Below are 22,220 nucleotides of genomic sequence, written 5' to 3'. Positions count from 1 at the left end.
ATGAGCGCTTTCCCGGAAACCGTGGTCCTGCTGGCCGACGACCGTACCCCGATCGGCACAGCGGACAAGTTCACGGTGCACACAGACCACACGCCCCTCCACCTGGCCTTCTCGTGTCACGTCCGCAACACCGACGGGGACGTCCTGGTGACCCGTCGCGCCCTGTCGAAGAAGACGTGGCCCGGTGTCTGGACGAACACGTTCTGCGGGCACCCCGGCCCCGACGAGTCGTTCGAGGACGCCATCGCCCGCCGGGCATCACGCGAGCTCGGCATCACCGTGCGCGACGTCGAGCTCGTGCTGCCGGACTTCCGGTACCGCGCGGTCGACGCCTCGGGCATCGTCGAGAACGAGGTCTGCCCGGTGTTCCGCGCTGTCACCGACGACCTGCCCGCCCCCGCGGACGACGAGGTCGCCGAGTACGCGTGGGTCTCCGAGGACTCGCTCCGGGCCGCCGTCGCCGGTGCGCCGTTCGGCTGGAGCCCCTGGCTGGGCTGGCAGCTGACCGAGCTCGAGGCCGCGGGCCTGCACATCACGCGCTGACCCGGCGCGGCCGCCTGGGCCGAGACTCGGGCTCAGCGACACTCCTCGTGCCGGCGAGCACGAGAACCGTCGCCCAGGCCGGGTCTCGGTCGAGCGCGGCCGAGCGCTTGGCTCCCTCGTGCGTCCGGAGTATGGTCGGACGTCGGCCACGGTTGTGGCCACGAGGCTGCGCACCGCGGCCGCACGACCAGGAGAAGGGCAGGTGAGGCGCGATGTCGGGTGACCATCCTCGCGCGGGCCGGCAGCCCCTCCCCCTCGCCGCCGCGCCCGTGTCCTAGATCTCCTCCGCCCGCCGCGGTCCGCCCGCGGCATCGCGCCTGCCTGCTCCCGACCACGAGGAGCACGCGCATGGCAATGATCGACAACGCGATCTACGTCGAAGGACGTCGCATCGACTCTCCGTCGACCCTGTCGCTCGGCGCACGCCACGAGGTCGCACGGTGCGACCTGGCGTGGATCGGGCTGCTCCGTCCGGACCCGCACGAGCTCGACGCCGTCGCGACCGAGTTCGACCTGCACGAGAACGCGGTGGAGGACGCCCGCAAGGGGCACCAGCGCGCGAAGCTCGAACGGTACGGCGACACGCTCTTCCTGGTGCTCCGTCCGGCGTGGTTCGACCGCGGCGCGGGCACGGTCGAGTTCGGCGAGGTGCACCTGTTCGTCGGCGACCGGTTCGTGGTGAGCGTCCGGCACGCCGAACGCCCCGACCTCGCGGATCTCCGCGCCCAGGTCGAGGCCGACCCCGAGTTCCTGGCGCTGGGCTCCGAGGCCGTGACCGCCGCAGTGCTCGACGAGGTCGTGGACGGCTACGCCCCGGTGGTCGAGGTGCTGCAGGACGGCATCGACGCCATCGAGGACCAGCTCTTCGCCGGCCAGGTCGACCCCGGTGTCTCGAAGCGCATCTACCAGCTGCTCAGCGAGGTGCTGTCCTTCCAGCGCGCCACGAAGCCGGTGCCCGCGATGGTGAAGGGCCTGCTCCGCGGGGCCGACAAGTACGGCGTCGACGACGAGGTGCAGCACCGGCTGCGCAACGTGCTCGACCACGCCCTGCGCGTGACGGAGCGGGTGGACTCGTTCCGGTCCCTGCTCGAGAACGCCCTGACCCTGCACGCGACCCTGGTGTCGCAGGAGCAGAACGAGGCGATGCGGCGGATGACCAGTGCGAGCCTGGCGCAGGGCGAGGAGAGCCGGCAGCTCGCCCGCGCTGCACACCGACAGGGCGAGGAGGTCAAGAAGATCTCGTCGTGGGCGGCGATCCTGTTCGCTCCCGGTCTGATCGCCGGCGTCTACGGCATGAACTTCGACCACATGCCCGAGCTGCACTGGCGGTACGGCTACCCGGTCGCGATCCTCGGCATGCTCGCCCTGATGGGTGTGTTGTGGGCGATCTTCCGCAAGCGCAACTGGCTCTGAGCCACTGCGAGGGTGCAGCGAGGCTGCGGCCCAGCATGCCACCGGGCCGCAGCCTCGAGGACGTTCAGGTGGCGTCGATCCGCCGGACGTGCATAATGATCTGGCCCGGAATGTGAACGTGCACATCGACGTGCCACGGCCCCGGGCGGAAACGAGCAGCAGCAATGGCGTCATCGCGGGCACAGCAACCGCGTTCGCCCAGCATCCGTGACGTCGCACGGATCGCGGGCGTCTCCCACCAGACCGTGTCGCGGGTGCTGAACAACTCCGACGCCATCCGCGACGCCACGCGCGACAAGGTGCTGGCGGCGATGGAGCAGCTGCAGTACCGGCCGAACCGTGCGGCGCGGGCCCTCGTCACGAGCCGCACACACACGATCGGCGTCCTGACGGCCCGGCGCGCCCACTACGGCCCGGCGGTCGCCCTGCAGGCGATCGAGGACGCAGCGATGCTGCGCGGGTACTCGGTGACGACGGCGAACATCGCCGAGGCGACCGACACCGCCGTGCGCGAGGGGCTCGGGCACCTGCTCGACCTGGACGTCGAGGGCATCGTCGTCATCGCACCACAGCAACGGGTGTTCGACCTGATCGAGGAACTCGGCATCCGCACGCCGTACGTCACGATGCGGGCCAGTGTCGGCGAGGACCCGACGGCCCTGTGGGTCGACCAGATGGAGGGCGCGAGACTCGCGACCGAGCACCTGCTCGACCTGGGCCACGAGTACGTCCGGCACATCGCGGGCCCGCAGGACTGGATCGAGGCGGACGCCCGCATGCAGGGCTTCCTCCGTGCCATGTCGGACCGCGACATGTCCGTCGTCCCCCCGATCCTGGGCGACTGGACGGCGGACTTCGGATACCACGCCGGCCGCGAACTCCTGCGGTGGCGGGACTGCACCGCGGTGTTCTGCTCCAACGACCAGATGGCCCTGGGCGTCATGCACGCGGCCCGCTCGTACGGGCTCGACGTGCCGGGCGACCTGTCGGTGGTCGGCTACGACGACATCCCCGAGGCGAAGCACTTCTGGCCACCGCTCACCACGGTGCAGGTCGACTTCGCCGAACTCGGGCGACGCTGCGTCGACCTGCTCCTGCCCGGCGACGACGAGCTGCTCCGCCCGATCGACATCGTCCCGCAGCTCGTCGTGCGCGCGTCCACGGGAGCCCCGCGCGGTCGTTGACGCGCCCAGGGTCGATCCGCAGGACGCAGGGCGGACCGGCACCGTGCCTCCCGTCCGGGGGACGTTCGTGCGGGATCACGCAGGCCGTTACGAAAACGCGACCAATCCGAATTGACAGCCACACCGGGGCTGTGCGTAAATTACCTCCGTCCAGCCGATGTGACCGTTCACATGAGCGTCACACCAGCGGGGCACCGGACGCGACAACGAAGTCCACGCAGGCCACCTGCGCCCATTCGCTGCCGCAGCAGAACCACCCGAACAACTGCCGCATCGCAGCGGCAGAAGGAGATGCACTGTGGCGTCAACCCCGATCGACACCGGCCTCGAGACCCGGTCGATCACCGCACCCGAGACCATCCTCGAGATGCGCTCGATCACCAAGGAGTTCCCTGGTGTGAAGGCGCTCTCCGACGTCTCCCTCAGCGTCCGCGCCGGCGAGATCCACGCGATCTGCGGCGAGAACGGCGCCGGCAAGTCGACCCTGATGAAGGTCCTCTCGGGCGTCTACCCCTACGGCACCTACAGCGGCGAGATCGTCTACGAGGGCGAAGAGGTCCGCTTCTCGAACATCAAGCAGTCCGAGCAGGCCGGCATCGTCATCATCCACCAGGAGCTGGCGCTCATCCCGGAGCTCTCGATCACCGAGAACCTGTTCCTCGGCAACGAGCCCGGCCGCTTCGGGCGCATCGACTGGACCGCCGCGCAGCTCCGTGCGCAGGACCTGCTCGCCCGCGTCGGCCTGGCCGACGACCCGGACACGCAGATCAAGAACCTCGGTGTCGGCAAGCAGCAGCTCGTCGAGATCGCGAAGGCCCTGCACAAGGACGTCAAGCTCCTCATCCTCGACGAGCCGACCGCCGCGCTCAACGAGAACGACTCGCAGCACCTGCTCGACCTGATCGTCGGGCTGAAGGCCAAGGGCATCGCGAGCATCATCATCAGCCACAAGCTCAACGAGATCGAGCAGATCGCCGACGAGATCACGATCATCCGCGACGGCAAGGCCATCGAGACGCTCAACGTCAAGGCGGACGGCGTCAACGAGGACCGCATCATCCGCGGCATGGTCGGCCGCTCGCTCGAGAGCCGGTTCCCGGACCGCACTCCGAAGATCGGCGAGACCTTCTTCGAGGTCCGCAACTGGACCGTGCAGCACCCGCTCGACTCGTCACGTCTGGTCTGCAAGGGCTCGAACTTCCACGTCCGCCGCGGTGAGATCGTCGGCTTCGCCGGCCTGATGGGCGCCGGACGCACCGAACTCGCGATGAGCCTGTTCGGTCGCTCGTACGGCACCTGGCTCGACGGCCAGATCATCAAGGACGGCCGCGAGATCAAGGTCACGAACGTCCAGCAGGCGATCGAGAACGGCCTCGGCTACGTCTCCGAGGACCGCAAGGCGCTCGGCCTGAACCTGCTCGACACGGTGAAGCGTTCGACGGTCGCCGCCGACCTGAAGAAGATCTCGAAGGTCGGCGTCGTCGACTCGCTCGAGGAGTACTCCGTCGCCGAGAAGTACCGCAAGATGCTCCGCACCAAGGTGCCGAGCGTCGAGGACAACGTCGGCAAGCTGTCCGGTGGCAACCAGCAGAAGGTCGTCCTGTCCAAGTGGATGTTCACCGACCCGGACATCCTGATCCTCGACGAACCCACCCGCGGCATCGACGTGGGCGCGAAGTTCGAGATCTACGGCATCATCCAGCAGCTCGCGGCCGAGGGGAAGGGCATCATCCTCATCTCGTCCGAGCTCCCCGAACTCCTCGGTCTCTCCGACCGGATCTACACCATCTTCGAGGGTCAGATCACCGCTGACCTCCCGGCCGACCAGGCCGATCCCGAATCGCTCATGCGCAGCATGACCTCCGCGCGGAAGGGCGCCACCGCCTCATGAACAACCTGAAACTGCTCTTCGGCAAGGGCAACAGCATCGGCCAGTACGGCATGATCATCGCCCTCATCGTGCTGTTGGTCTTCTTCTCGGTCACGACGAACGGGCTCATCCTCGAGCCGACCAACGTCATCAACCTGTTCCTGCAGTACTCGTACATCCTGATCCTGGCGCTCGGCATGGTCATGGTCATCATCGCGGGGCACATCGACCTGTCGGTGGGTTCGGTCGCAGCGGTCGTCGGCATCGTCGTGGCGCAGTCCATGGCCGTGTGGGACTTCCCGGTGTGGGCCGCCATCATCCTGGGCCTCGTGTGCGGTGCCCTGATCGGTGCGTGGCAGGGCTTCTGGGTCGCGTTCGTGAAGGTCCCGGCCTTCATCGTGACGCTGGCCGGTCAGCTCATCTTCCGTGGTGTGAACCAGATCATCGGCAACTCGACGTCGGTCCCCGTCCCGGACGCCTTCACCCCGATCGGCGCTGGCTTCCTCGGCGACTTCGGCCCCGACTTCGGCTTCAGCAACGGCACGCTCCTCATCGGCCTCGTCACGATCCTCGCGCTCATCATCATCGAGGCCCGAGGCCGTGCCCGCCGCCGGAAGATGCAGGCCGAGGTCCCGCCGCTGTGGGTCTCGATCGTCCGCACCGGCATCCTGGTCGCCGTCACGCTCGTCGCCACGTACCTGTTCGGCGCCGGTCCGGTCGGCACCTCGGTCCCGATCGTCGCGATCATCCTCGGTGTCCTGACCATCGTCTACGGCTTCGTCACGAAGAACACGATCTTCGGTCGCCAGGTCTACGCCGTCGGTGGCAACGCCAACGCGGCCGTCCTGTCCGGCGTCTCGGCACGACGGGTCAACTTCTTCGTCATGATGAACATGTCGATCCTCGCCGCGATCGCGGGCATGGTGTTCGTCGCCTACTCCGGCGCCTCGGGCCCCGCGGACGGCACCGGCTGGGAGCTCGACGCGATCGCCGCCGTGTTCGTCGGTGGTGCTGCGGTCGCCGGTGGCGTCGGCACGATCTCGGGCTCGATCATCGGTGGTCTCGTCATGGCGCTGCTGTCGAACGGTCTGCAGCTCATGGGCCTCGAGTCCAACCAGGTGCAGATCATCCGCGGTCTGGTCCTCCTCGTCGCCGTCGCCTTCGACGTCTACTCGAAGTCGCAGGGTCGTCCGTCCCTGATCGGCGGCATGCTGCGGCAGTTCCAGCGGAAGGACACCGAGCAGAACACGGTGGCCGCCCAGCAGCCGCGGTCCATCGAGGACCAGCCGGACAAGATCACCCTCCCCTGACCCACCCCTCCCGACGACGGGGCTCCTGCCCCGCACCTCCTCAACGAAGAGAAAGCAATCACATGCGCAAGAAGATCGTCGCCGGCCTCAGCCTGGCGCTCATCGCGGGCCTGGCCCTCAGCGGCTGCTCGGCACGCGGCTCGTCCGACGACGCCGGCAGCACCAGCAACATCAAGAAGGGCGACCTCATCGGCGTCGCCCTGCCGGCCAAGACCTCGCAGAACTGGGTCCTGGCGGGTGCAGCCTTCAAGAAGTCCATCGAGGACGCGGGCTTCAAGGCCGACATCCAGTACGCCAACGCCGGCAACCCCGTCCCGGACCAGCAGTCGCAGATCTCGGGCATGATCACCAAGGGCGCCAAGGCCGTCATCATCGGTGCCGCCGATGGTTCGCAGCTGACCGCGCAGGTCAAGTCCGCCAAGGACCGTGGCGCCGTCGTCATCGCCTGGGACCGCAACATCCTGAACACGAAGAACGTCGACTACTACGTGGCGTTCAACAACTTCAAGGTCGGCCAGCTGCAGGCCGAGGCGCTGCTCAAGGGCCTCGAGGAGAAGAAGGGCGACAAGCCGTACAACGTCGAGCTCTTCGCCGGTTCGCCGGACGACGCCAACGCGACCGTGTTCTTCAACGGTGCGATGGACGTCCTGCAGCCGAAGATCGACGACGGCACGATCAAGGTCGTCTCCGGCCAGACCACGTTCCAGAAGGTCGTCACGCAGGGCTGGCTCGCGCAGAAGGCCCAGTCGCGCATGACCGACCTGCTCTCGCAGTACTACACGGGTGACACCGAGCTCGACGGTGTCCTGTCGCCGAACGACACCCTCGCCCGTGCGATCCTCACCGCGACCAAGGCCGCCGGCAAGGACAACCCCGTCGTGACGGGCCAGGACTCGGAGACTGCGTCCATCCCGCTCATCATGAAGGGCACGCAGTACTCGACGATCTTCAAGGACACGTCGAAGGAGGCCCAGGCGGCCGTCGACCTCGTCTCCACCCTGTCGAAGGGCGACAAGCCGGACACGAAGATCGACAAGACGAACAACTACAACGGCAAGAAGACGGTCCCCGCGATCGAGCTCACGCCGGTCCTGGTCACCAAGGACAACGCCGTCGAGGCCTACAAGGGCAACGACACCCTCGAGGAGCTCGCCAAGAAGGGCTGATCTCCCCGGCACCACGGACGGCCCCGTCTCGCTTCGGCGAGTCGGGGCCGTCCTGCGTCGTCGTGGGGCCGGCCACGGACCGGACGGGAGGCGCGGGGCACGTCGTGATCCGTGCCTCCCGTCCGCCTGCACGCACGTCCAGTGCCCGCGACGCGGCGGGTCAGCGTCCGGTCGCGCGCAACCGCCGCGCCGCCTCCGCCAGGGACGGCACGTCCGTGCGGGCGGTGCCGAAGACCACCGCCCGGGTGGTGTCGAAGTAGCGCCGGGTCAGGCGGTCGCCGAGGTCGGACACGCGGGACCACGGGATGTCCGGTTCGCTCGCGGTGACGGTGCTCGGCAGGACACGGACCGCCTCGCCGATCTCGACCAACCGCATCCGGACGGCGTCGTGCACCAGGTCCTCGGGCAGCCGCTCGTCACTGACGTACCGGCCGATGGCCTCGCACGCGCCGATGACGTCGTCGAGTCGATCGCCGACCAGCCGGCGCGTCACCGGTTCCTCGCTCACAGCGGCACCGCGCGCCGGACGACTTCGGGTCTCATGCCGGCGGCGTCCACGACGTCGACGCGCACGCCGAGCAGTCGTTCCGCCGCGTCCTGTATCCGCATGAGCGCGAAGATCCCGAGGCCGGCGTCGACGTCGATCATCAGGTCGACGTCGCTGCCCGGGCCGTCGTCCCCGCGGGCGACGCTGCCGAACAACCGGGGGTTGCGGCCACCGAACCGCTCCACGACGGCGATCAGGTCCAGCCGAGCGGCGGCGACACGGTCGCGCAACGGCGGTGGATCCTCGACCGGCAGCAGGTCGATCGACGTGGTGAATCCCGCGGCACGGAGCATGCGCTGGAGTGCGGCGAGCGAGGGCTCGCGGCGACCGTTCTCGTACGTGCTGATGACGCTCTGCGTGACGCCCGCGCGACGGGCGAGCTGGACCTGCGTCAGTTCGGCTCGATCGCGGGCGTCGTGGATGAGCGCGGCCGCCGACACCGGGGACGTCGGACGTGGTGCAGCTTCGGACATGCTGCAACGATACACAGAATGCGACATTTCGTCCGCAGGATGACGCGGCGGTGACATCGCGGTGGGGTCGTCGCGGCACGGCAGGCTACCTGGAACGACATCATCGACGTCGCACGACGTCGATGATGTCGTTCCGGGTCGAGTGGACCGCGGTCAGGGGCGTGCTGACACGTCCGCGCGGTGGAAGTTCTGCGCCGAGCGGGACGGGGTCGGCCCACGCTGCCCCTGGTACCGCGACTGGTACTCGGCCGAACCGTACGGCTTGTCGGCGGGACTGGACAGCTGGAAGAAGCACAGCTGCCCGATCTTCATGCCGGGCCAGAGCTTGATCGGCAGCGTCGCGACGTTCGACAGCTCGAGCGTCACGTGGCCGGAGAACCCGGGGTCGATGAAGCCCGCGGTCGAGTGGGTCAGCAGGCCGAGGCGTCCGAGCGAGCTCTTGCCCTCGAGCCGCGCGGCGATGTCGTCGGGCAACGTGACGACCTCGTACGTCGAGCCGAGCACGAACTCGCCGGGGTGCAGCACGAACGCCTCGTCCGGGTCGGTCTCGACCAGCCGGGTCAGGTCGGGCTGGTCGACCGCCGGGTCGATGTGCGGGTACTTGTGGTTGTCGAACAGCCGGAAGAACTTGTCGAGCCGGACGTCGATGCTCGACGGCTGGACGAGCGAGGCGTCGTGGGGGTCGAGACCGATCCGGCCCTCGGCGAGCTGGGCGGTGATGTCGCGATCGGAGAGCAGCACGCCGTGCAGCCTAGCGGCAGCGGACCCCCGCCGATATGCTGCGAGGCTGTCCGGGGCCGGGCGGCGTCGCACCGCCGGGAGGAACCGACATGACCGCGTACACCGTCCACGAACTCATGGTCCCCGCCACGATGCACGACGACCCGGGGACCGTGCGGGCGTTCCGCGAGTGGGTCGACGTGCAGAACCGCGCCGAGGTGTCGATCACCGGACTGCCGGAGCTGCTCTGGACGCCCGAGGAACAACTGCCGTACCTGATCGACCCCGACGCGCCCAGCAGACTGTTCCTGGTCCGTGACGACGAGGGGGCCGCAGTGGGGGCCGGCTCGTACGAATCGAAGGCGGTCGCGGACGCCCCGAACTGCTGGATGGCGGTCAGCGTGGCGCCCGAGCACCGGCGCCGTGGCATCGGCACGCTCCTGGCCGAGCACGTCGAAGCGGTCGCGACGCAGCAGGGCCGCACGCAGTGGAAGACGTACGCCGTGTCACGGCAGGTCGGTCCGGCCGCGGGCCCCGGGTACCTCCGTGCACCGACCGGGTTCGGTGTCGTGCCCGAGGACGACCCCGGAGTACGGTTCCTGACGGGCCGGGGTTGGCGGTTCGGCCAGGTGAACCGGATCAGCCGACTGGAGCTCCCAGCCGAGCCCGATGCCCTCTCCGGCATCCGCGCGGCGGCGACGCGGGCGGCGGCCGACCGGTACCGCGTGCACACCTGGGCCGGACCGACTCCGCGCCTGTGGCAGACGGACGTCGCACTCCTCCTGACCCGGATGAGCACCGATGCCCCGTCCGGCGACATGGCCGAGCCCGAGGACGCCTGGACGGTCGATCGACTCCGAACGCACGAGCAGCACCTCGACGACGGCCCGCGCACGATGCGCACCGTGGCTGTGGAGGACGTTCCGTCCGGCTCACTGGTCGGCTTCACCCAGCTCGCCGTCCCCGGGCCCGTGGTCCAGCCGGTGATGCAGGGCGACACCCTGGTGCTCCGCGAGCACCGCGGACACCGGCTCGGGTGGCTGCTCAAGGTCGTCGGGATCGAGACGATCGAGCGTGACCACCCGGGGCACCCGTCGATCATCACCTTCAACGCCGAGGAGAACCGCCCGATGCTCGACGTGAACGAGGCCGTCGGGTTCGTCGGCGTCGGCAGCGAGGGGATCTGGGAACACCGCCCGGCGTAGGGTTCCCCCATGGCGCGCTCACGGGGGATGGACGATCTGGTCAGCGACGGGGTCTTCCTCGCCTGGGAGGCGCAGCTGCAGCTCGCCGACCTGTACGACGACCACGAACGCTGGAACGTCGACCTCGCCGCCGGCACCCTGCAGTTCGTCGGGCCGCATCCAGGCGAGTTCCGCATCCAGCTCCTGGGGTCGGCGGCACCGGGGCCGCGCAGCTGGCTCTGGGGCTGGGCGAACCCGTCGCAGTACCCCGCGTCGGTGCTCGCGGCCGCGAACGCCACCCGCGCGCTGGGCGAACGGCTCGGCATCCCGGAACTCGTGCAGGGCGAGGTCCCGTTCGGCGAGCACCGGCAGGCCGACGCCGCAGACGCCGGGTATGAGTTCGCGTGGGACATGTCGATCGCGGCACGGCTGGCGACCGGCTCGTGGTTCGGCTTGGGCGGGCACGTCGGCGGAGGTTCCCGCCTCTGGGTGCTGTTCGAGGGTCTGCTGTTCGCGCCACCGACGGTCCCCCGAATGATCCGGGTCTTCGGTGAGGGCCTGCAGACGACGGAGGTGCACGACCACCGCCGCGCCGTGGGGAGCTGGGCATCGCTGCGCGGTGTCCCCTGGGACGGGCGCACACTGACGTTGGCGGACGGGACCATCACGGTCGACTTCGACGAGCTGGGCCGGATCCGCGACCTGCAGGGGTCGTCGGCGCGAGCCTGAGGCGGGCCGCAGCCGATTCCGGCGACTCGCGCCGTGCCTCCAGACCGACCCGCTTACCATGGAGGGTCCGCGGTCTCGCGGACGCACGCGTCCCTGGAACAAGGTTGATGACCGTCACGTCCCCCGCAACCCAGCCCGGAGGCCCGGCGCCGGAATCCGCGCCCGTCACCGCGCGCACGTCCACCGTCGCGACCGTGCTGGTCGTCGCCATCCCGCTCGCGATCGCGTGCTCGCTCCTCGGCCTGACGATCACCGGGGCGTTCACCGCGAACCAGCAGCTGGTGTCCGCCGGCGACGTGGTCGAGTACGGCCTGCCGATCGCCCGCGTGGTGCACGACACCATGGCGGCGCTGACCGTCGGCCTGCTCATCGTCGCCGCGTTCGCGCTGCCGGCGCAGAAGAAGGACCACCGGGCACTCTCGAGCGTGCAGCACCGCGCCACGCGCTGGGCGGCGGCGACCGGATCGATCTGGTTCCTCGCCGCGGCCGTGACCGTCGTGCTGACCGGCGCCAACACCCTCGGCGTCCCGCTCACCAGTCCGGTGTTCGCCCGCAACTTCATGCTGTTCGCGTTCCAGGTGGAGATCGGCCAGGCGCTCGTGGTCTCGGCGGCGGCGATCCTCATCGCGACCGTGCTCGCCGCGTTCGCCACCCGGGTCACGACGCTCGCCGTCGCCACCGTGTTCGGCCTCTTCGCGCTGCTCCCCCTAGCCCTGTCCGGCCACGCCGCCGGCTCGCTCGAGCACGCCAACGCCGTGAACTCCCTCGCGATCCACCTGATCGGGGTGTGCGTCTGGGCCGGTGGGCTCGTCGCCGTCGTGCTGCTGCGCACCCGCACGAAGGGCGCGACCGGGCGGGTGGTCTCCCGCTACTCCACGCTGGCCGGGTGGTCGTTCGGCGCCGTCGCGTTCTCCGGCATCGTCAACGCCTCGCTGCGACTGACCGGTCCGCTCGACCTCGTCACGACCCCGTACGGCGCACTCATCACCGTCAAGGCCGTCATCCTGGTGCTGCTCGGCGTCGCCGGTGTCGTGCAGCGCCGCAAGCTGGTGCCCGGGCTGCTCCGCGCGCCGCTCGACCGCCGTCGGTTCACCCGGTTCGCGCTCGCCGAGATCGTCTTCATGGCCGTGGCGATCGGTGTCTCGGTGGCCGTGTCCCGCTCACAGCCGCCGATCCCGCAGACGCCCGAGACCGGCGAGGACACCCGCTCCGGCCTGATCGGGTTCCCGTTCCCGCCGGCCCAGACGATGCACACGTACCTGACGCAGTGGCACATCGACTGGGTGTGGCTCGGGCTCGCCGTCGTCGGTGCCGTCTGGTACCTGCTCGCGGTGCGGAAGCTCCGGAAGCGCGGCGACAAGTGGCCCGTCGGGCGCACCATCGCCTGGGTGATCGGCTGCGCCCTGTTCATCTGGATCACGTCGGCCGGACCGGCCGTGTACGGCATGATCCACTTCTCGTCGCACATGGTCCAGCACATGCTGCTCATGATGTTCGTGCCGCTGCCGCTCGTGCTCGGCGGCCCGGTGCTGCTGGCCATGCGCACCCTGCCGGTCCGCAACGACGGTTCCCGCGGGGCCCGCGAGTGGCTCATGCTCTTCGTGCACTCGCGGTACATGCAATTCATGGGGAAGCCCGCCGTCGCCGGTGTGATCTTCGCCGGGTCGCTCGTCGTGTTCTACTTCACACCGGCGTACCAAGCGGCGATGCAGTCGCACGAGTGGCACGTCGCGATGGTCGTCCACTTCGTGCTGAGCGGCTACCTCTTCTTCTGGGTGTTCGTCGGCGTCGACCCGGGGCCGAAGCGGCCGCCGTACCCGATCCTGATCATCGCGCTGCTCGCGACGCTGGCCTTCCACGCGTTCTTCGGCGTCGCCGTGATGACCTCGCAGTCGGTGTTCGCGATCGACTGGTTCCACGCACTCGGCCAGACGAACGACGCCGCGCTGCTCGACGACCAGCACACCGGCGGCGGGATCGCCTGGGGCGCCTCCGAGCTGCCGATGGTCTTCGTGGCGCTGCTCGTGGTGCGGAACTGGATCCGGACGGACAAGCGTGACGCGAAGCGGCTCGACCGCAAGGCCGAGCGCGACGGCGACGCCGACCTGAAGGCGTACAACGAACGTCTGGCGGCGATCAACGCGACCGACACCGCGCGCCGCGACTGACGCGCGCGTCCGTCAGCGGCTGTTCTGGTCAGTCGCCGTGGACGATGCAGACCGCGTCGAGGTCCAGGGCGGCCTCGAGCGCCGCCGAGATCCCGGACTCCCCGTCGGCCCCCGCGGGGGTGACGGTGTCGACCCACCACAGCGGCGTCGCGATCGTCGGGGCATCCGGCAGGATCCGTTCGACCTCGTCGAACGAGTCGACCCGCCGCACCCCGAGCACGGTGATCACCGGGTGCGTGGCGTCGCGGCAGACCTGCAGCATGGGGCCGTCGTCGAGGGCTCGGACGCCCCAGGACTCGTCGTGCAGGAGCAGCGCCTCGGCGACCTCCCGCGGCTCGACCGGCTGGCGGCAGAGGATGGTGACGTCACGCGGCACCGTGACCGCCTGCCACCCGGGCGTCCCGCACGTGTCCGTCGAGCGTGCCCTCGTCGTGGGCGGGGTCGAGGGGCGCTCCGCCGACGAGCTGCAGGAAGCGGTCCTCGTCGATGCGGTCGAGGAAGGACTCGAGGGCTTCCCAGCCGTCCTCGAAGCGGACGATCATCCCGCCGTCGACGACGTCGCTGTCGCTCGCCCCGGACCGGTCCCTTGCCCCGGACCGGGTGCCGAACGTCGCCGTCGTGGTGCGCGGTGGCGGCCAGACCCCGTCGCGGTCCAGGAACTCGGAGGCTTCCGGTCCGACGACGACGGCAAGCGGCGACGGCTCGCCGTGCGACACCGAGCGGATCAGGTGGTCGGCGTCCCCCCGGCGCTGCATCACCACACCGAAGACGGGCACGACCTGGTCCGCGACCTGCTGCACGGCGTCGAACAGGCGGTTCGCGAGCTCAGGGTCGGTGTTCTCCTCGGGCACGGTCAACACGGCGGACATCGTCTCGACGACGACGCCACCGACCAGGTGGGCGGTCATCGTCGCGGAGAAGCCCTCGCCGACGGCGTACGAGGTCGACACCCCGGGCGCCTCGTGCTTGGCGTACTGCGTGACGACCCATCGGTCCCACGGCACGGTGAGCGGTTCGGCGGTGCCCCAGCGGGTGGGGCAGGTGCCGACGGTGTGGCACAGGGCCTCGATCGCGGACCCCATGTCCACAGCACGCTCGGCGTGGTGGCGGAGCGTCAGGTCGATGCTGATCTGGCGGACGGAGTCCGCTGCGACGGGGTGCTCGGGCGAGGGCGTGCCGACGAGTTCGGGGCCGCGGTGCACGAAGTCCTCGATGCCCGAGGCTGCTGCACCCGTCCGGCCGTCGCGCAGTGTCCCGTCGAAGTCTGCGACGGCCCACGCGGCACCGTACGCACCGAGCGCGTGCCGCAGGGCGGGGGTGATCGCGGATTCGCTCCCCGTCCGCAGCACGACCATGCGGCCGGCATCCGCCGAACGACGGAGCAGCGAGGCGAGCGCGTCCGTCAGCCACACGACCGGCGAGGCGGACTCGACCACGATGGCGGGACCGACCACGTCGTCGATGAGGGGATGCCTGACCATCCGGGTCCTCCTCGGGTTCTTCAGCGCTGGAACTCCCTGGACGGTACACACGAGGACGACACCTGTCCGTCAGGCTGGCGTGCTCACAGCGGAGACTCGGGAGGCACGACACACGCCCGACAGGAGGCGTACGGTGCGCGGTCGACTGGCTTCCAGGCGAGAATCCGCTAGGCTTGCCGAGTCCCGTTCTGCGGGGCACGCGAGTGTAGTTCAATGGTAGAACTCCAGCTTCCCAAGCTGGTAGCGCGGGTTCGATTCCCGTCACTCGCTCCAACTAGCATCGTGCTGTGGAGTCCAAGCCGGCATCTGTCCTCAAGGCGATCAGGGCCGAGATCATCGCCGGCACGCTCGCCCGTGGCCCCCGGCTGAAGGAAGACGCCCTCGCCGAACGCTTCGGCGTCTCGCGGGTCCCCGTGCGCGAAGCACTCCGGCAGCTCGAGACCGAGGGGTTCGTCGAGTCCGAGAAGTTCAAGGGCGTCCGGGTCGCCGACTCCTCGACCGAGGTGGTCATCGAGCTCATGCAGATCCGCCGGGGGCTCGAGGTGCTCGCCGCCGAGCTCGCCGCGCGTCGCCAGGGTGGCGAGTGCGCCGACCTGCTCCGCGCCGTCGGTCACGAGAAACGGTCCGACCAAGAGGTCGAGGCTGCGCACTCACCGCTGTTCGCGTTCCACGGGCTGGTGGCACGCGCCTCGGGGAACAGCCGGCTCGAGACGTGGTCGTACCGGAGGTCCGGCGCGTGGTCGAGGGGGCGCTCCCGCAGGACCTCCACCCGGCGGAACTCGGCGAGGTCGTCGCCGGACGCGCACCCGGCCGGACCGGGGACGACGAGATCACCGTGTTCGACTCGGTCGGGCTCGGCGCGCAGGACCTCGCCGTCGCGGCCCGGCTGATCGACCTCGCACGCGAACGCGGTGTCGGGACGCAGGTCTCCGTCGCCCGGGTCGGGGTGCCGGTTCCCGGCGTGTGACCAGGGTCGAGCGGCAGGGTGCTCCCATGCGCCGTGCTCTCCCCCTGGTCGTCGGCGCCACCGTCGCCGCGCTCGTCCTCGCCGGGTGCTCCGGTGGCGGCCCCGGTGCACCGACCGCGTCGGCCACGTCGTCCGCACGGTCCACGAGCACACCGACGAGCACCCCTGCGACGACGACGCCGCCGCCGCGGACGGACGCCGCGACCACCGCCACGGTCCGCCGAGCACTCGCGGGCCTCGAACGCGAGTACGACGCCACGGTCGGCGTCGTCGCGACCGACACCGTCACGGGTGAGACGGTCACGTACAACGGCGACCGACGCTTCGGCTACGCCTCGACCATCAAGGCGTTCGCCGCGGCACAGTTCCTGCGCTCGGTGCCCGCGGACGCCCGGAACGAGGTCGTGCACTGGACGGCCGCGGACGTCGCCGCTGCCGGGTACTCCCCCGTGACGGAACAGCACGTGGCCGACGGGCTGTCGTACGGGCAGCTGGCCGAGGCCGCCGTCCGGATGAGCGACAACACGGCCCTGAACCTCGTGCTCACGCGCATCGGCGGTCCGAGCGGCCTGGACGCCGCGCTGACCGGGCTCGGCGACACCACCACCGAGGTGGTCCACGGCGAGCCGGACCTCAACACCATCGAGCCGGGCAGCACCGAGGACACCACGACCCCGGCGGCGTTCACCGCAGCCCTGGCGACCGTGCTCGACGGCAGCACCCTGGACCGCGCCGACACCGCGCTGCTGGTCGACTGGATGGGCGGCAACGCGACCGGTGACGCACTCATCCGCGCTGGCGCACCCGACGGCTGGGTCGTGGTGGACAAGTCCGGGGGCGCCGGACCGATCCGGAACGACGTGGCGCGGGTGACCCAGCCCGGCGGCGACCCGATCGTGCTCTCGGTCCTGACCACCCGGAACGACCCCGACGCCGCCTACGACGACACCCTGGTGGCCCGGTCGGCATCGGCGGTGCTCGGCGCGTTCGACCGCTGATCGGCCGCTGATCGACCGGGGCGGCGATCGCCGTTCTGCACCGCGTCACACGGCGTCATGAACGACACCTGTCGGGGACCTCGGGACACTACGCTCGCTCCATGTCCTCCTCCGGATCCCCCGTGGTCGTCGTCGGCGCCGGCATCATCGGGCTGAGCGCCGCGTGGCACCTCGCCGTGCTCGGGCAGCGGGTCCTGCTCCTCGACAGCGGCACGGTCGCCGGGGGCACCACCACCGCGGGCGCCGGGTTCGTCGGCCAGTGGGCAGCCGGGTACGCCTGGTACTGGAACGAGTCCGAGCGCGACGTCGAGCAGTACGGCATCGACTTCTACCGCGACCTCGCCGGCGCCGGCCACGGCCCGACCGGGTACCGGCAGAACGGCAACGTCTGGCTGACCGTCACCGAGCAGGGCCGGGCCGACCACCTGCCGCCGTTCGAGCAGCACCCGCTCCGGCCGGCCGGGGCGCGGACGCTGACACCGGCCGAGGCGGCCGACCTCGTGCCCGGACTCGACCCGGCAGCGGTCACCGCGGGCTTCCTCCATCCGGACGGCATCCAGATCAGTGCGCCGGACACGGCCGCAGCGCTGGTGCACGCCGTGCGTGCGCGGGGCGTCGAGATCCGCGAGCACACGCCGGTCGCCGGTCTGGAGGCCCGTGGGGGCTCCGTCGCGGGCGTCCGGACCGCGAACGGCGAGGTCATCGACGCCGCGCGGGTCGTCCTCGCCGCCGGCAGCTGGACGAACGCCCTCCTCGCCCCCTTCGGGCGCGAGCTGCCGACGGTCCGGGTCGTCGCCAGCCGGCTCGTGACGACACTGTTCGGTCTGCCGGGCACCCTGCCGACCCTCATGCTGCCGGAGCTGCACGGCCTGTGGATCCGTGAGCACCGCGGCGGCCTGACGTACGGTGCCGGCCCCGGGTACGAGCCGCTGCACCTCGGCGGTGCGGACCGGAGTGACGAACCCGACCGCCGCCCGGTGCGCACGGACCTGCTCGACGCCATGCGGACGTACCTGCACCCGATCGTCGCCCGGCTGCTCCCCGCCGCCGCGAGCGTGCTCGGGGTCGACGAGACCCCCACGCAGGGCGTCGTCTCGATGACCGCCGACCGGAACTTCATCGTCGGGGCGGTCCCCGAGCTGCACGGGCTCGTGGTGGCCGGTGGCGACAACGAGTCCGGCGTCACGCACGGCCCCGGCCTCGGGCGGATCGCGGCGGAACTGAGCGTCACGGGCACGACCACCCTCGGCGACGCGAGCCGCTACGCCCCGGCACGGTTCCCGGCGGCGGCCCCGACCGAGGCCGAGGTGCTCGCGATGATGCCGGCGCGACGCGAGGCCGACGCCCGACGAGCCGGAGCCGTGGCATGAGCGACGTGCTGAGCAACCGGGCCCCGACGCACGTCGTGATCGGCGGCGGGGTCGTCGGCGCCGCCACGGCGTACGCCCTCACCCGCCGCGGCGAGCGCGTCCTACTCGTCGAACAGCACGAGCGCGGGCACCACAACGGCTCGTCCCACGGCGCGACCCGGATCTTCCGACAGGGGTACGCCGACCCCGAGTACGTCGCCCTGACCTCCCGCGCCCTGGTGCTGTGGGAAGCGCTCGAGGGCGCTGCGGGCGAGGAGCTCATCGTCCGCACCGGTGCCGTCGACCACGGTCGCGCCGAGGTCGTCGACGCCATCGCCGCCGCACTGACGGACGCCGGCATCCCGCACGAGACCCTCAGCCCGGACGCCGCGGCCGCACGCTGGCCGGGGATCGCGTTCGAGGGGCACGTGCTCGCACACGCCACAGCCGGTCGCATCCGGTCCGACCGCGCGATCGAGGCCTTCCTGACCCTGGCCGAGCGGACCGGGCTCGCCGACCTGCGCTTCGACACGCGGGTCAGCGGGCTCGACGACCACGGCGACGACGTGACCGTGACGCTGTCCGACGGGTCCACCCACCGCAGCTCGTCCGTGGTGGCGGCCGTGGGGTCGTGGGCGCCCGCGCTGGTCGGCGACCTGCTCGCCGGACGCGGGGCGGGCCTCCCGGCCATCCGCGTCACCCAGGAGCAGCCCGCGCACTTCCCCAGCCGTCTGCCGGACCAGGCGTGGCCGAGCTTCGTGCACTGGGCTGCCGACGACGACGTCTACGGCCTGCTCACCCCGGGCGAGGGCGTCAAGGTCGGGTTCCACGGCACCGGCCCCGTCGTCGATCCGGACCACCGCGACTTCACGCCCGTGCCGGCCGAGGCCGAGCGGCTGCAGGCCTACGTCGCGCGGTACGTGCCCGGTGTCGACGCGACGAAGCCGACCTTCATCAGCTGCCTGTACGACAACTCCCCCGACGAGGACTTCGTCATCGACCGACGTGGTCCCGTCACCGTCGCGACCGGGTTCTCCGGCCACGGCTTCAAGTTCGCACCGCTGCTCGGCGACATGATCGCCGACCTCGCGACCGGCGGGGCCGCACATCCCCGTTTCTCCCTCTCGAAACCATCCCCCTCAGGAACCCCGTGACGACCCGACTCCTCTCCGCGCTCGCGCTCTCCGCCGCCGTCGCCGCCGTGCTCACCGGCTGCGCCTCGACCGGGGCGTCCACCGACGTCTCCGACGGCCTGGTGATCGGGACGACCGATCCCGTCACGTCCCTCGACCCGGCCGGCGCCTGGGACCGCGGCAGCTACACGGTGCAGACACAGCTGTACCAGCACCTGCTCACCTACCCTGCGGGCGGGACCACGACGAGTCCCGAGGTCGCCGAGTCGTGCGACTTCACCGACGGCACCCACTACGTGTGCCGGATCCGCGACGGGCTCACGTTCTCGAACGGTGACGCCCTGACGGCGAAGGACGTCGTGTTCTCGTTCGAGCGCCAGGTCGGCATCGGCTCCGAGAACGGTCCGGGGTCGCTGCTCGCCAACATGGCGTCCGTGGCGGCCGACGGCGACGAGGTCACGTTCACCCTGAAGCAGGCGAACGACCAGACGTTCCCGTACGTCCTGGCGAGCATGGCCGGGGCGATCGTCGACAGCAGTGTGTTCTCGAAGACGAAGGTCCACGCGGACGACGGGGTCGTCGGCTCCGGTCCGTACGCGCTGCAGCAGTCCGCCGACGGCGGGGCGACCATCGCGTTGACGGCGAACAAGGAGTACGACGGCACCGCACCGGAGTCGTCGAGCGTGACGATCAAGCAGTACACGAAGTCCGCCGACCTCAAGCTCGCGGTGCAGGAGGGCGACGCCGACGTGGCGTACCGCCAGCTCACGCCGACCGAGGTCACCTCGTTGTCCGAGGACGACGGCCTGCAGCGGGTCCAGGGCTCGTCGGGCGAGATCCGGTTCCTCGGCTTCAACCTCGACACGATGCCCGGTGACGACACCGCGCAGAAGACCGCGATCCGCCAGGCCGTCGCCGCGACGGTCGACCGCGCGGCGATCGCGAAGGACGTCTACCAGGGCACCTACGCTCCGGCGTACTCGATCGTGCCGTCCGACTTCACCGGCGCGACCGATGCCTTCCAGACGGAGTACGACGGCGCCGACCCCGCGGCCATCCTCGAGGAGGCCGGCGTGCGCACGCCCGTCGCACTGCCGATCGAGTACACGACCGACCACTACGGCTCCGGGTCGGACGACGAGTACGCGCTGATCAAGCAGCAGCTCGAGGACACCGGTCTGTTCACGGTCGACCTGCAGTCGGCGAGCTGGGACACCTACGTCGGGAACGTCGGCAAGGGCGAGTACCCGGTCTTCCAGCTCGGGTTCTTCCAGGACTACCCCGACGCCTCGTCGTACCTGACGCCGGCCTACGGTTCCGAGGACGTCAACCTGCTCGCGAACCACTTCGACGACCGGGCCGTGCAGCAGCTGGTCGCCGCGCAGGCGGTCGAGGCCGACGCGACCGAGCGGACGAAGCAGATCGAGGAGATCCAGCAGGACACCGCCGAGTCCGTGCCGCTCATCCCGTTGCTCGCCGGGCAGGAGAACGTCATCGGGCAGAAGTCGCTCACCGGCCTGACGAAGTCGGTCGACGCCTCTGGCGAGTTCCGCATCTGGGAGATCGGGCGCTCGTGAGCACCGGCGACGCAGCGCAGCAGGCGACCGTGTCCGCTGACCCGCTCCGCGACGCCGTCCGCACCGGGATGCCCGCGGGGCTCGACGAGCTCGCGGCGCTCGTCGCCATCCCGTCCGTCCACGACCTGGCCGTGCAGTCGCTCGACGACTGCCGCCGCGTCGCCGAGCGCGTGCGGGGTGCGTTCGACGGCCTCGGCCTGACCTCGCGCCTCGTCACGACGCCGGACGGCTCGCAGGCGGTCCTCGCGACCCACCCCGCGCCGGCCGGCGCCCCGACGGTCCTGCTCTACGCCCACCACGACGTCCAGCCCGCCGGCGACCTCGCAGCGTGGACGAGCGACCCGTGGACCCTGACCGAGCGCCAGGGCCGGCTGTACGGTCGCGGTGCTGCTGACTGCAAGGGCGGGGTCGTCACCCACCTCGTGGCACTGCGGGCCCTGCTCGACGTGCACGGCTCGTTCCCGGTCGGGCTCGTCGTGGTCGTCGAGGGGTCCGAGGAACAGGGCACCGACGGGCTCGAGCAGTACGTGTCCACCCACGCAGTGGACTTCGCCGACGTCGACGCAGCCGTCGTGATGGACGCCGGCAACGCCGCCGTCGGGGTCCCCGCGCTCGTGACCACCCTGCGCGGAACGGCGTTCGTCGAGCTGCGCGTCCGAGCGCTGCACGGCAACGTGCACTCGGGGATGTTCGGCGGTGCGGCGCCCGATGCCGTCGCGACCCTGGTGGCCCTGCTCGCCACGCTGCGCGACGACGCCGGGGACACCACCGTCGACGGACTCGAGGCCTCGCAGACCTGGGACGGCCTGCCCTACGACGCCGACCGGTTCGCCGCCGACGCCGGGCTGCTCGACGGCGCGGTGCCGATCGGGTCCGGGGACCCGGCATCCCAGGTCTGGGCACGGCCGGCGCTGACCGTCGTCGGCATCGATGCGCCGGCCGTCGCCGGGTCGTCGCCGTCCGTGCAGGCGACCGCCGGTGCCGCGCTGAACCTCCGGGTCCCGCCGGGTGTCGATCCCGCCGCCGCTGGCGAGCTGCTCGTGGCGCACCTGCTGCGGCGAGCGCCCGCCGGGGTCGAGGTCACCGCGCGGGTCACGGGCACGGGCGACGGCTTCCGGGCGACGGCGGGGCAGTACTCGTCGGCGTTCCGGAGCGCACTGGCATCGTCGTACCGGGTGTCCTCCGTGGGCTCCCTCGGCGGCGGCGGATCGATCCCGCTCTGCGCGACGCTCGAGCGGGCGATCCCGGGGGTCGAGGTCATCCTGGCGGGGGTGTCCGAGCCGGCTGCGAACGTGCACGCGCCGGACGAGAGCGTCGATCCGTCCGAGATCGAGCACATGGCCCTGGCCGAGGCGACTTTCCTCGCCGGGCTCGGGTGCGCCCGCGCTTGACGTCACACGACGCCGTC

The 22,220-nt window shown here is 70.7% G+C and carries 20 protein-coding genes, 1 tRNA gene and 1 pseudogene; 17 read left to right on the top strand and 5 right to left on the bottom strand.

Features of this window, described 5'->3' with window-relative positions; translation table 11 throughout:
- The 6 genes from idi to ABH929_RS04460 all read left to right on the top strand — a co-directional run bounded on the left by idi (position 1) and on the right by ABH929_RS04460 (position 7,486).
- On the top strand, positions 1–543 hold the full coding sequence (gene idi / locus ABH929_RS04485; RefSeq protein WP_111085474.1) for an isopentenyl-diphosphate Delta-isomerase: 543 nt from the start codon (positions 1–3) through the stop codon (positions 541–543).
- 348 nt (positions 544–891) lie between these two features.
- Positions 892–1,956 carry a magnesium and cobalt transport protein CorA gene (locus ABH929_RS04480; protein ID WP_404560293.1) on the top strand — a complete coding sequence of 355 codons (1,065 nt, stop codon included), beginning with the start codon at positions 892–894 and terminating at the stop codon, positions 1,954–1,956.
- A gap of 164 nt (positions 1,957–2,120) precedes the next feature.
- On the top strand, positions 2,121–3,140 hold the full coding sequence (locus tag ABH929_RS04475; protein WP_404560291.1) for a LacI family DNA-binding transcriptional regulator: 1,020 nt from the start codon (positions 2,121–2,123) through the stop codon (positions 3,138–3,140).
- A 367-nt stretch (positions 3,141–3,507) separates the two neighbouring features.
- Positions 3,508–5,031, top strand: a complete 1,524-nt coding sequence (gene mmsA / locus ABH929_RS04470; RefSeq protein ID WP_181437544.1) for a multiple monosaccharide ABC transporter ATP-binding protein — start codon at positions 3,508–3,510, stop codon at positions 5,029–5,031.
- Positions 5,028–6,320: a multiple monosaccharide ABC transporter permease gene (mmsB, locus tag ABH929_RS04465; protein ID WP_205463748.1), complete on the top strand. Its 1,293-nt coding sequence runs from the start codon at positions 5,028–5,030 to the stop codon at positions 6,318–6,320. The genes mmsA and mmsB overlap by 4 nt, the downstream gene beginning before the upstream one ends.
- A gap of 62 nt (positions 6,321–6,382) precedes the next feature.
- Positions 6,383–7,486, top strand: a complete 1,104-nt coding sequence (locus ABH929_RS04460) for a sugar-binding protein (protein ID WP_205463747.1) — start codon at positions 6,383–6,385, stop codon at positions 7,484–7,486.
- Positions 7,487–7,646: 160 nt separating this feature from the next.
- Here ABH929_RS04460 and ABH929_RS04455 read toward each other — a convergent pair whose 3' ends face one another.
- From ABH929_RS04455 to dcd, 3 genes are all read right to left on the bottom strand, one after another.
- Complete coding sequence (locus ABH929_RS04455; protein ID WP_205463746.1) at positions 7,647–7,994, bottom strand: DUF86 domain-containing protein; 348 nt, start codon at positions 7,992–7,994, stop codon at positions 7,647–7,649.
- The gene (locus ABH929_RS04450; protein ID WP_404560288.1) at positions 7,991–8,506 is read right to left on the bottom strand and encodes a helix-turn-helix domain-containing protein; all 516 of its coding nucleotides are present in this window, start codon (positions 8,504–8,506) and stop codon (positions 7,991–7,993) included. Before ABH929_RS04450 ends, ABH929_RS04455 begins: the two co-directional genes overlap by 4 nt.
- 153 nt (positions 8,507–8,659) lie before the next feature.
- Positions 8,660–9,247 carry a dCTP deaminase gene (dcd, locus tag ABH929_RS04445; RefSeq protein WP_111085408.1) on the bottom strand — a complete coding sequence of 196 codons (588 nt, stop codon included), beginning with the start codon at positions 9,245–9,247 and terminating at the stop codon, positions 8,660–8,662.
- Positions 9,248–9,336: 89 nt separating this feature from the next.
- On the opposite strand from dcd, the gene ABH929_RS04440 reads away from it, so the two are divergent.
- From ABH929_RS04440 to ABH929_RS04430, 3 genes are all read left to right on the top strand, one after another.
- Positions 9,337–10,431, top strand: a complete 1,095-nt coding sequence (locus tag ABH929_RS04440) for a GNAT family N-acetyltransferase (protein ID WP_404560286.1) — start codon at positions 9,337–9,339, stop codon at positions 10,429–10,431.
- A gap of 9 nt (positions 10,432–10,440) precedes the next feature.
- The gene (locus ABH929_RS04435) at positions 10,441–11,139 is read left to right on the top strand and encodes a DUF6882 domain-containing protein (protein ID WP_404560284.1); all 699 of its coding nucleotides are present in this window, start codon (positions 10,441–10,443) and stop codon (positions 11,137–11,139) included.
- Between the two features lie 107 nt (positions 11,140–11,246).
- Positions 11,247–13,307, top strand: a complete 2,061-nt coding sequence (locus ABH929_RS04430; protein WP_404560282.1) for a cytochrome c oxidase assembly protein — start codon at positions 11,247–11,249, stop codon at positions 13,305–13,307.
- A 28-nt stretch (positions 13,308–13,335) separates the two neighbouring features.
- On the opposite strand, the gene ABH929_RS04425 is transcribed toward ABH929_RS04430, so the two are convergent.
- Together ABH929_RS04425 and ABH929_RS04420 are read right to left on the bottom strand one after the other, a co-directional pair.
- Complete coding sequence (locus ABH929_RS04425) at positions 13,336–13,683, bottom strand: hypothetical protein (protein WP_123293483.1); 348 nt, start codon at positions 13,681–13,683, stop codon at positions 13,336–13,338.
- Positions 13,673–14,788, bottom strand: a complete 1,116-nt coding sequence (locus ABH929_RS04420) for a DUF6177 family protein (protein ID WP_404560279.1) — start codon at positions 14,786–14,788, stop codon at positions 13,673–13,675. The genes ABH929_RS04425 and ABH929_RS04420 overlap by 11 nt, the downstream gene beginning before the upstream one ends.
- Before the next feature lie 199 nt (positions 14,789–14,987).
- On the opposite strand from ABH929_RS04420, the gene ABH929_RS04415 reads away from it, so the two are divergent.
- The 8 genes and pseudogenes from ABH929_RS04415 (at position 14,988) to ABH929_RS04380 (ending at position 22,203) form a co-directional block, all read left to right on the top strand.
- Positions 14,988–15,061, top strand: a tRNA-Gly gene (locus ABH929_RS04415).
- A 14-nt stretch (positions 15,062–15,075) separates the two neighbouring features.
- A pseudogene (locus ABH929_RS04410) lies at positions 15,076–15,576 on the top strand (GntR family transcriptional regulator); the annotation flags it as partial.
- Entirely contained in the window at positions 15,501–15,755 is a 255-nt protein-coding gene (locus tag ABH929_RS04405) for a hypothetical protein (RefSeq protein WP_404560277.1), read from the top strand. The pseudogene ABH929_RS04410 and the gene ABH929_RS04405, both read left to right, overlap by 76 nt.
- 26 nt (positions 15,756–15,781) lie before the next feature.
- Positions 15,782–16,753, top strand: coding sequence for a class A beta-lactamase (bla, locus tag ABH929_RS04400; protein WP_404560275.1), 972 nt, complete (start codon positions 15,782–15,784; stop codon positions 16,751–16,753).
- A gap of 101 nt (positions 16,754–16,854) precedes the next feature.
- Complete coding sequence (locus tag ABH929_RS04395; RefSeq protein ID WP_404560273.1) at positions 16,855–18,123, top strand: NAD(P)/FAD-dependent oxidoreductase; 1,269 nt, start codon at positions 16,855–16,857, stop codon at positions 18,121–18,123.
- A complete protein-coding gene (locus ABH929_RS04390; protein WP_404560271.1) occupies positions 18,120–19,256 on the top strand; it encodes an FAD-dependent oxidoreductase in 1,137 nt (378 codons plus the stop codon). The genes ABH929_RS04395 and ABH929_RS04390 overlap by 4 nt, the downstream gene beginning before the upstream one ends.
- Positions 19,253–20,812 (top strand): ABC transporter substrate-binding protein, encoded by a 1,560-nt coding sequence (locus tag ABH929_RS04385; protein WP_404560269.1) that lies wholly within the window; start codon positions 19,253–19,255, stop codon positions 20,810–20,812. Before ABH929_RS04390 ends, ABH929_RS04385 begins: the two co-directional genes overlap by 4 nt.
- Positions 20,809–22,203, top strand: a complete 1,395-nt coding sequence (locus ABH929_RS04380; RefSeq protein WP_404560267.1) for a M20/M25/M40 family metallo-hydrolase — start codon at positions 20,809–20,811, stop codon at positions 22,201–22,203. The genes ABH929_RS04385 and ABH929_RS04380 overlap by 4 nt, the downstream gene beginning before the upstream one ends.
- Positions 22,204–22,220 lie beyond the last annotated feature (17 nt).

Source organism: Curtobacterium sp. AB7, assembly GCF_044909335.1.
In the GTDB taxonomy this organism is placed as follows: Bacteria; Actinomycetota; Actinomycetes; order Actinomycetales; family Microbacteriaceae; genus Curtobacterium.
The sequence above is the reverse complement of the archived record's forward strand: the minus strand, read 5'-3'. Positions and strand labels throughout refer to the sequence as shown.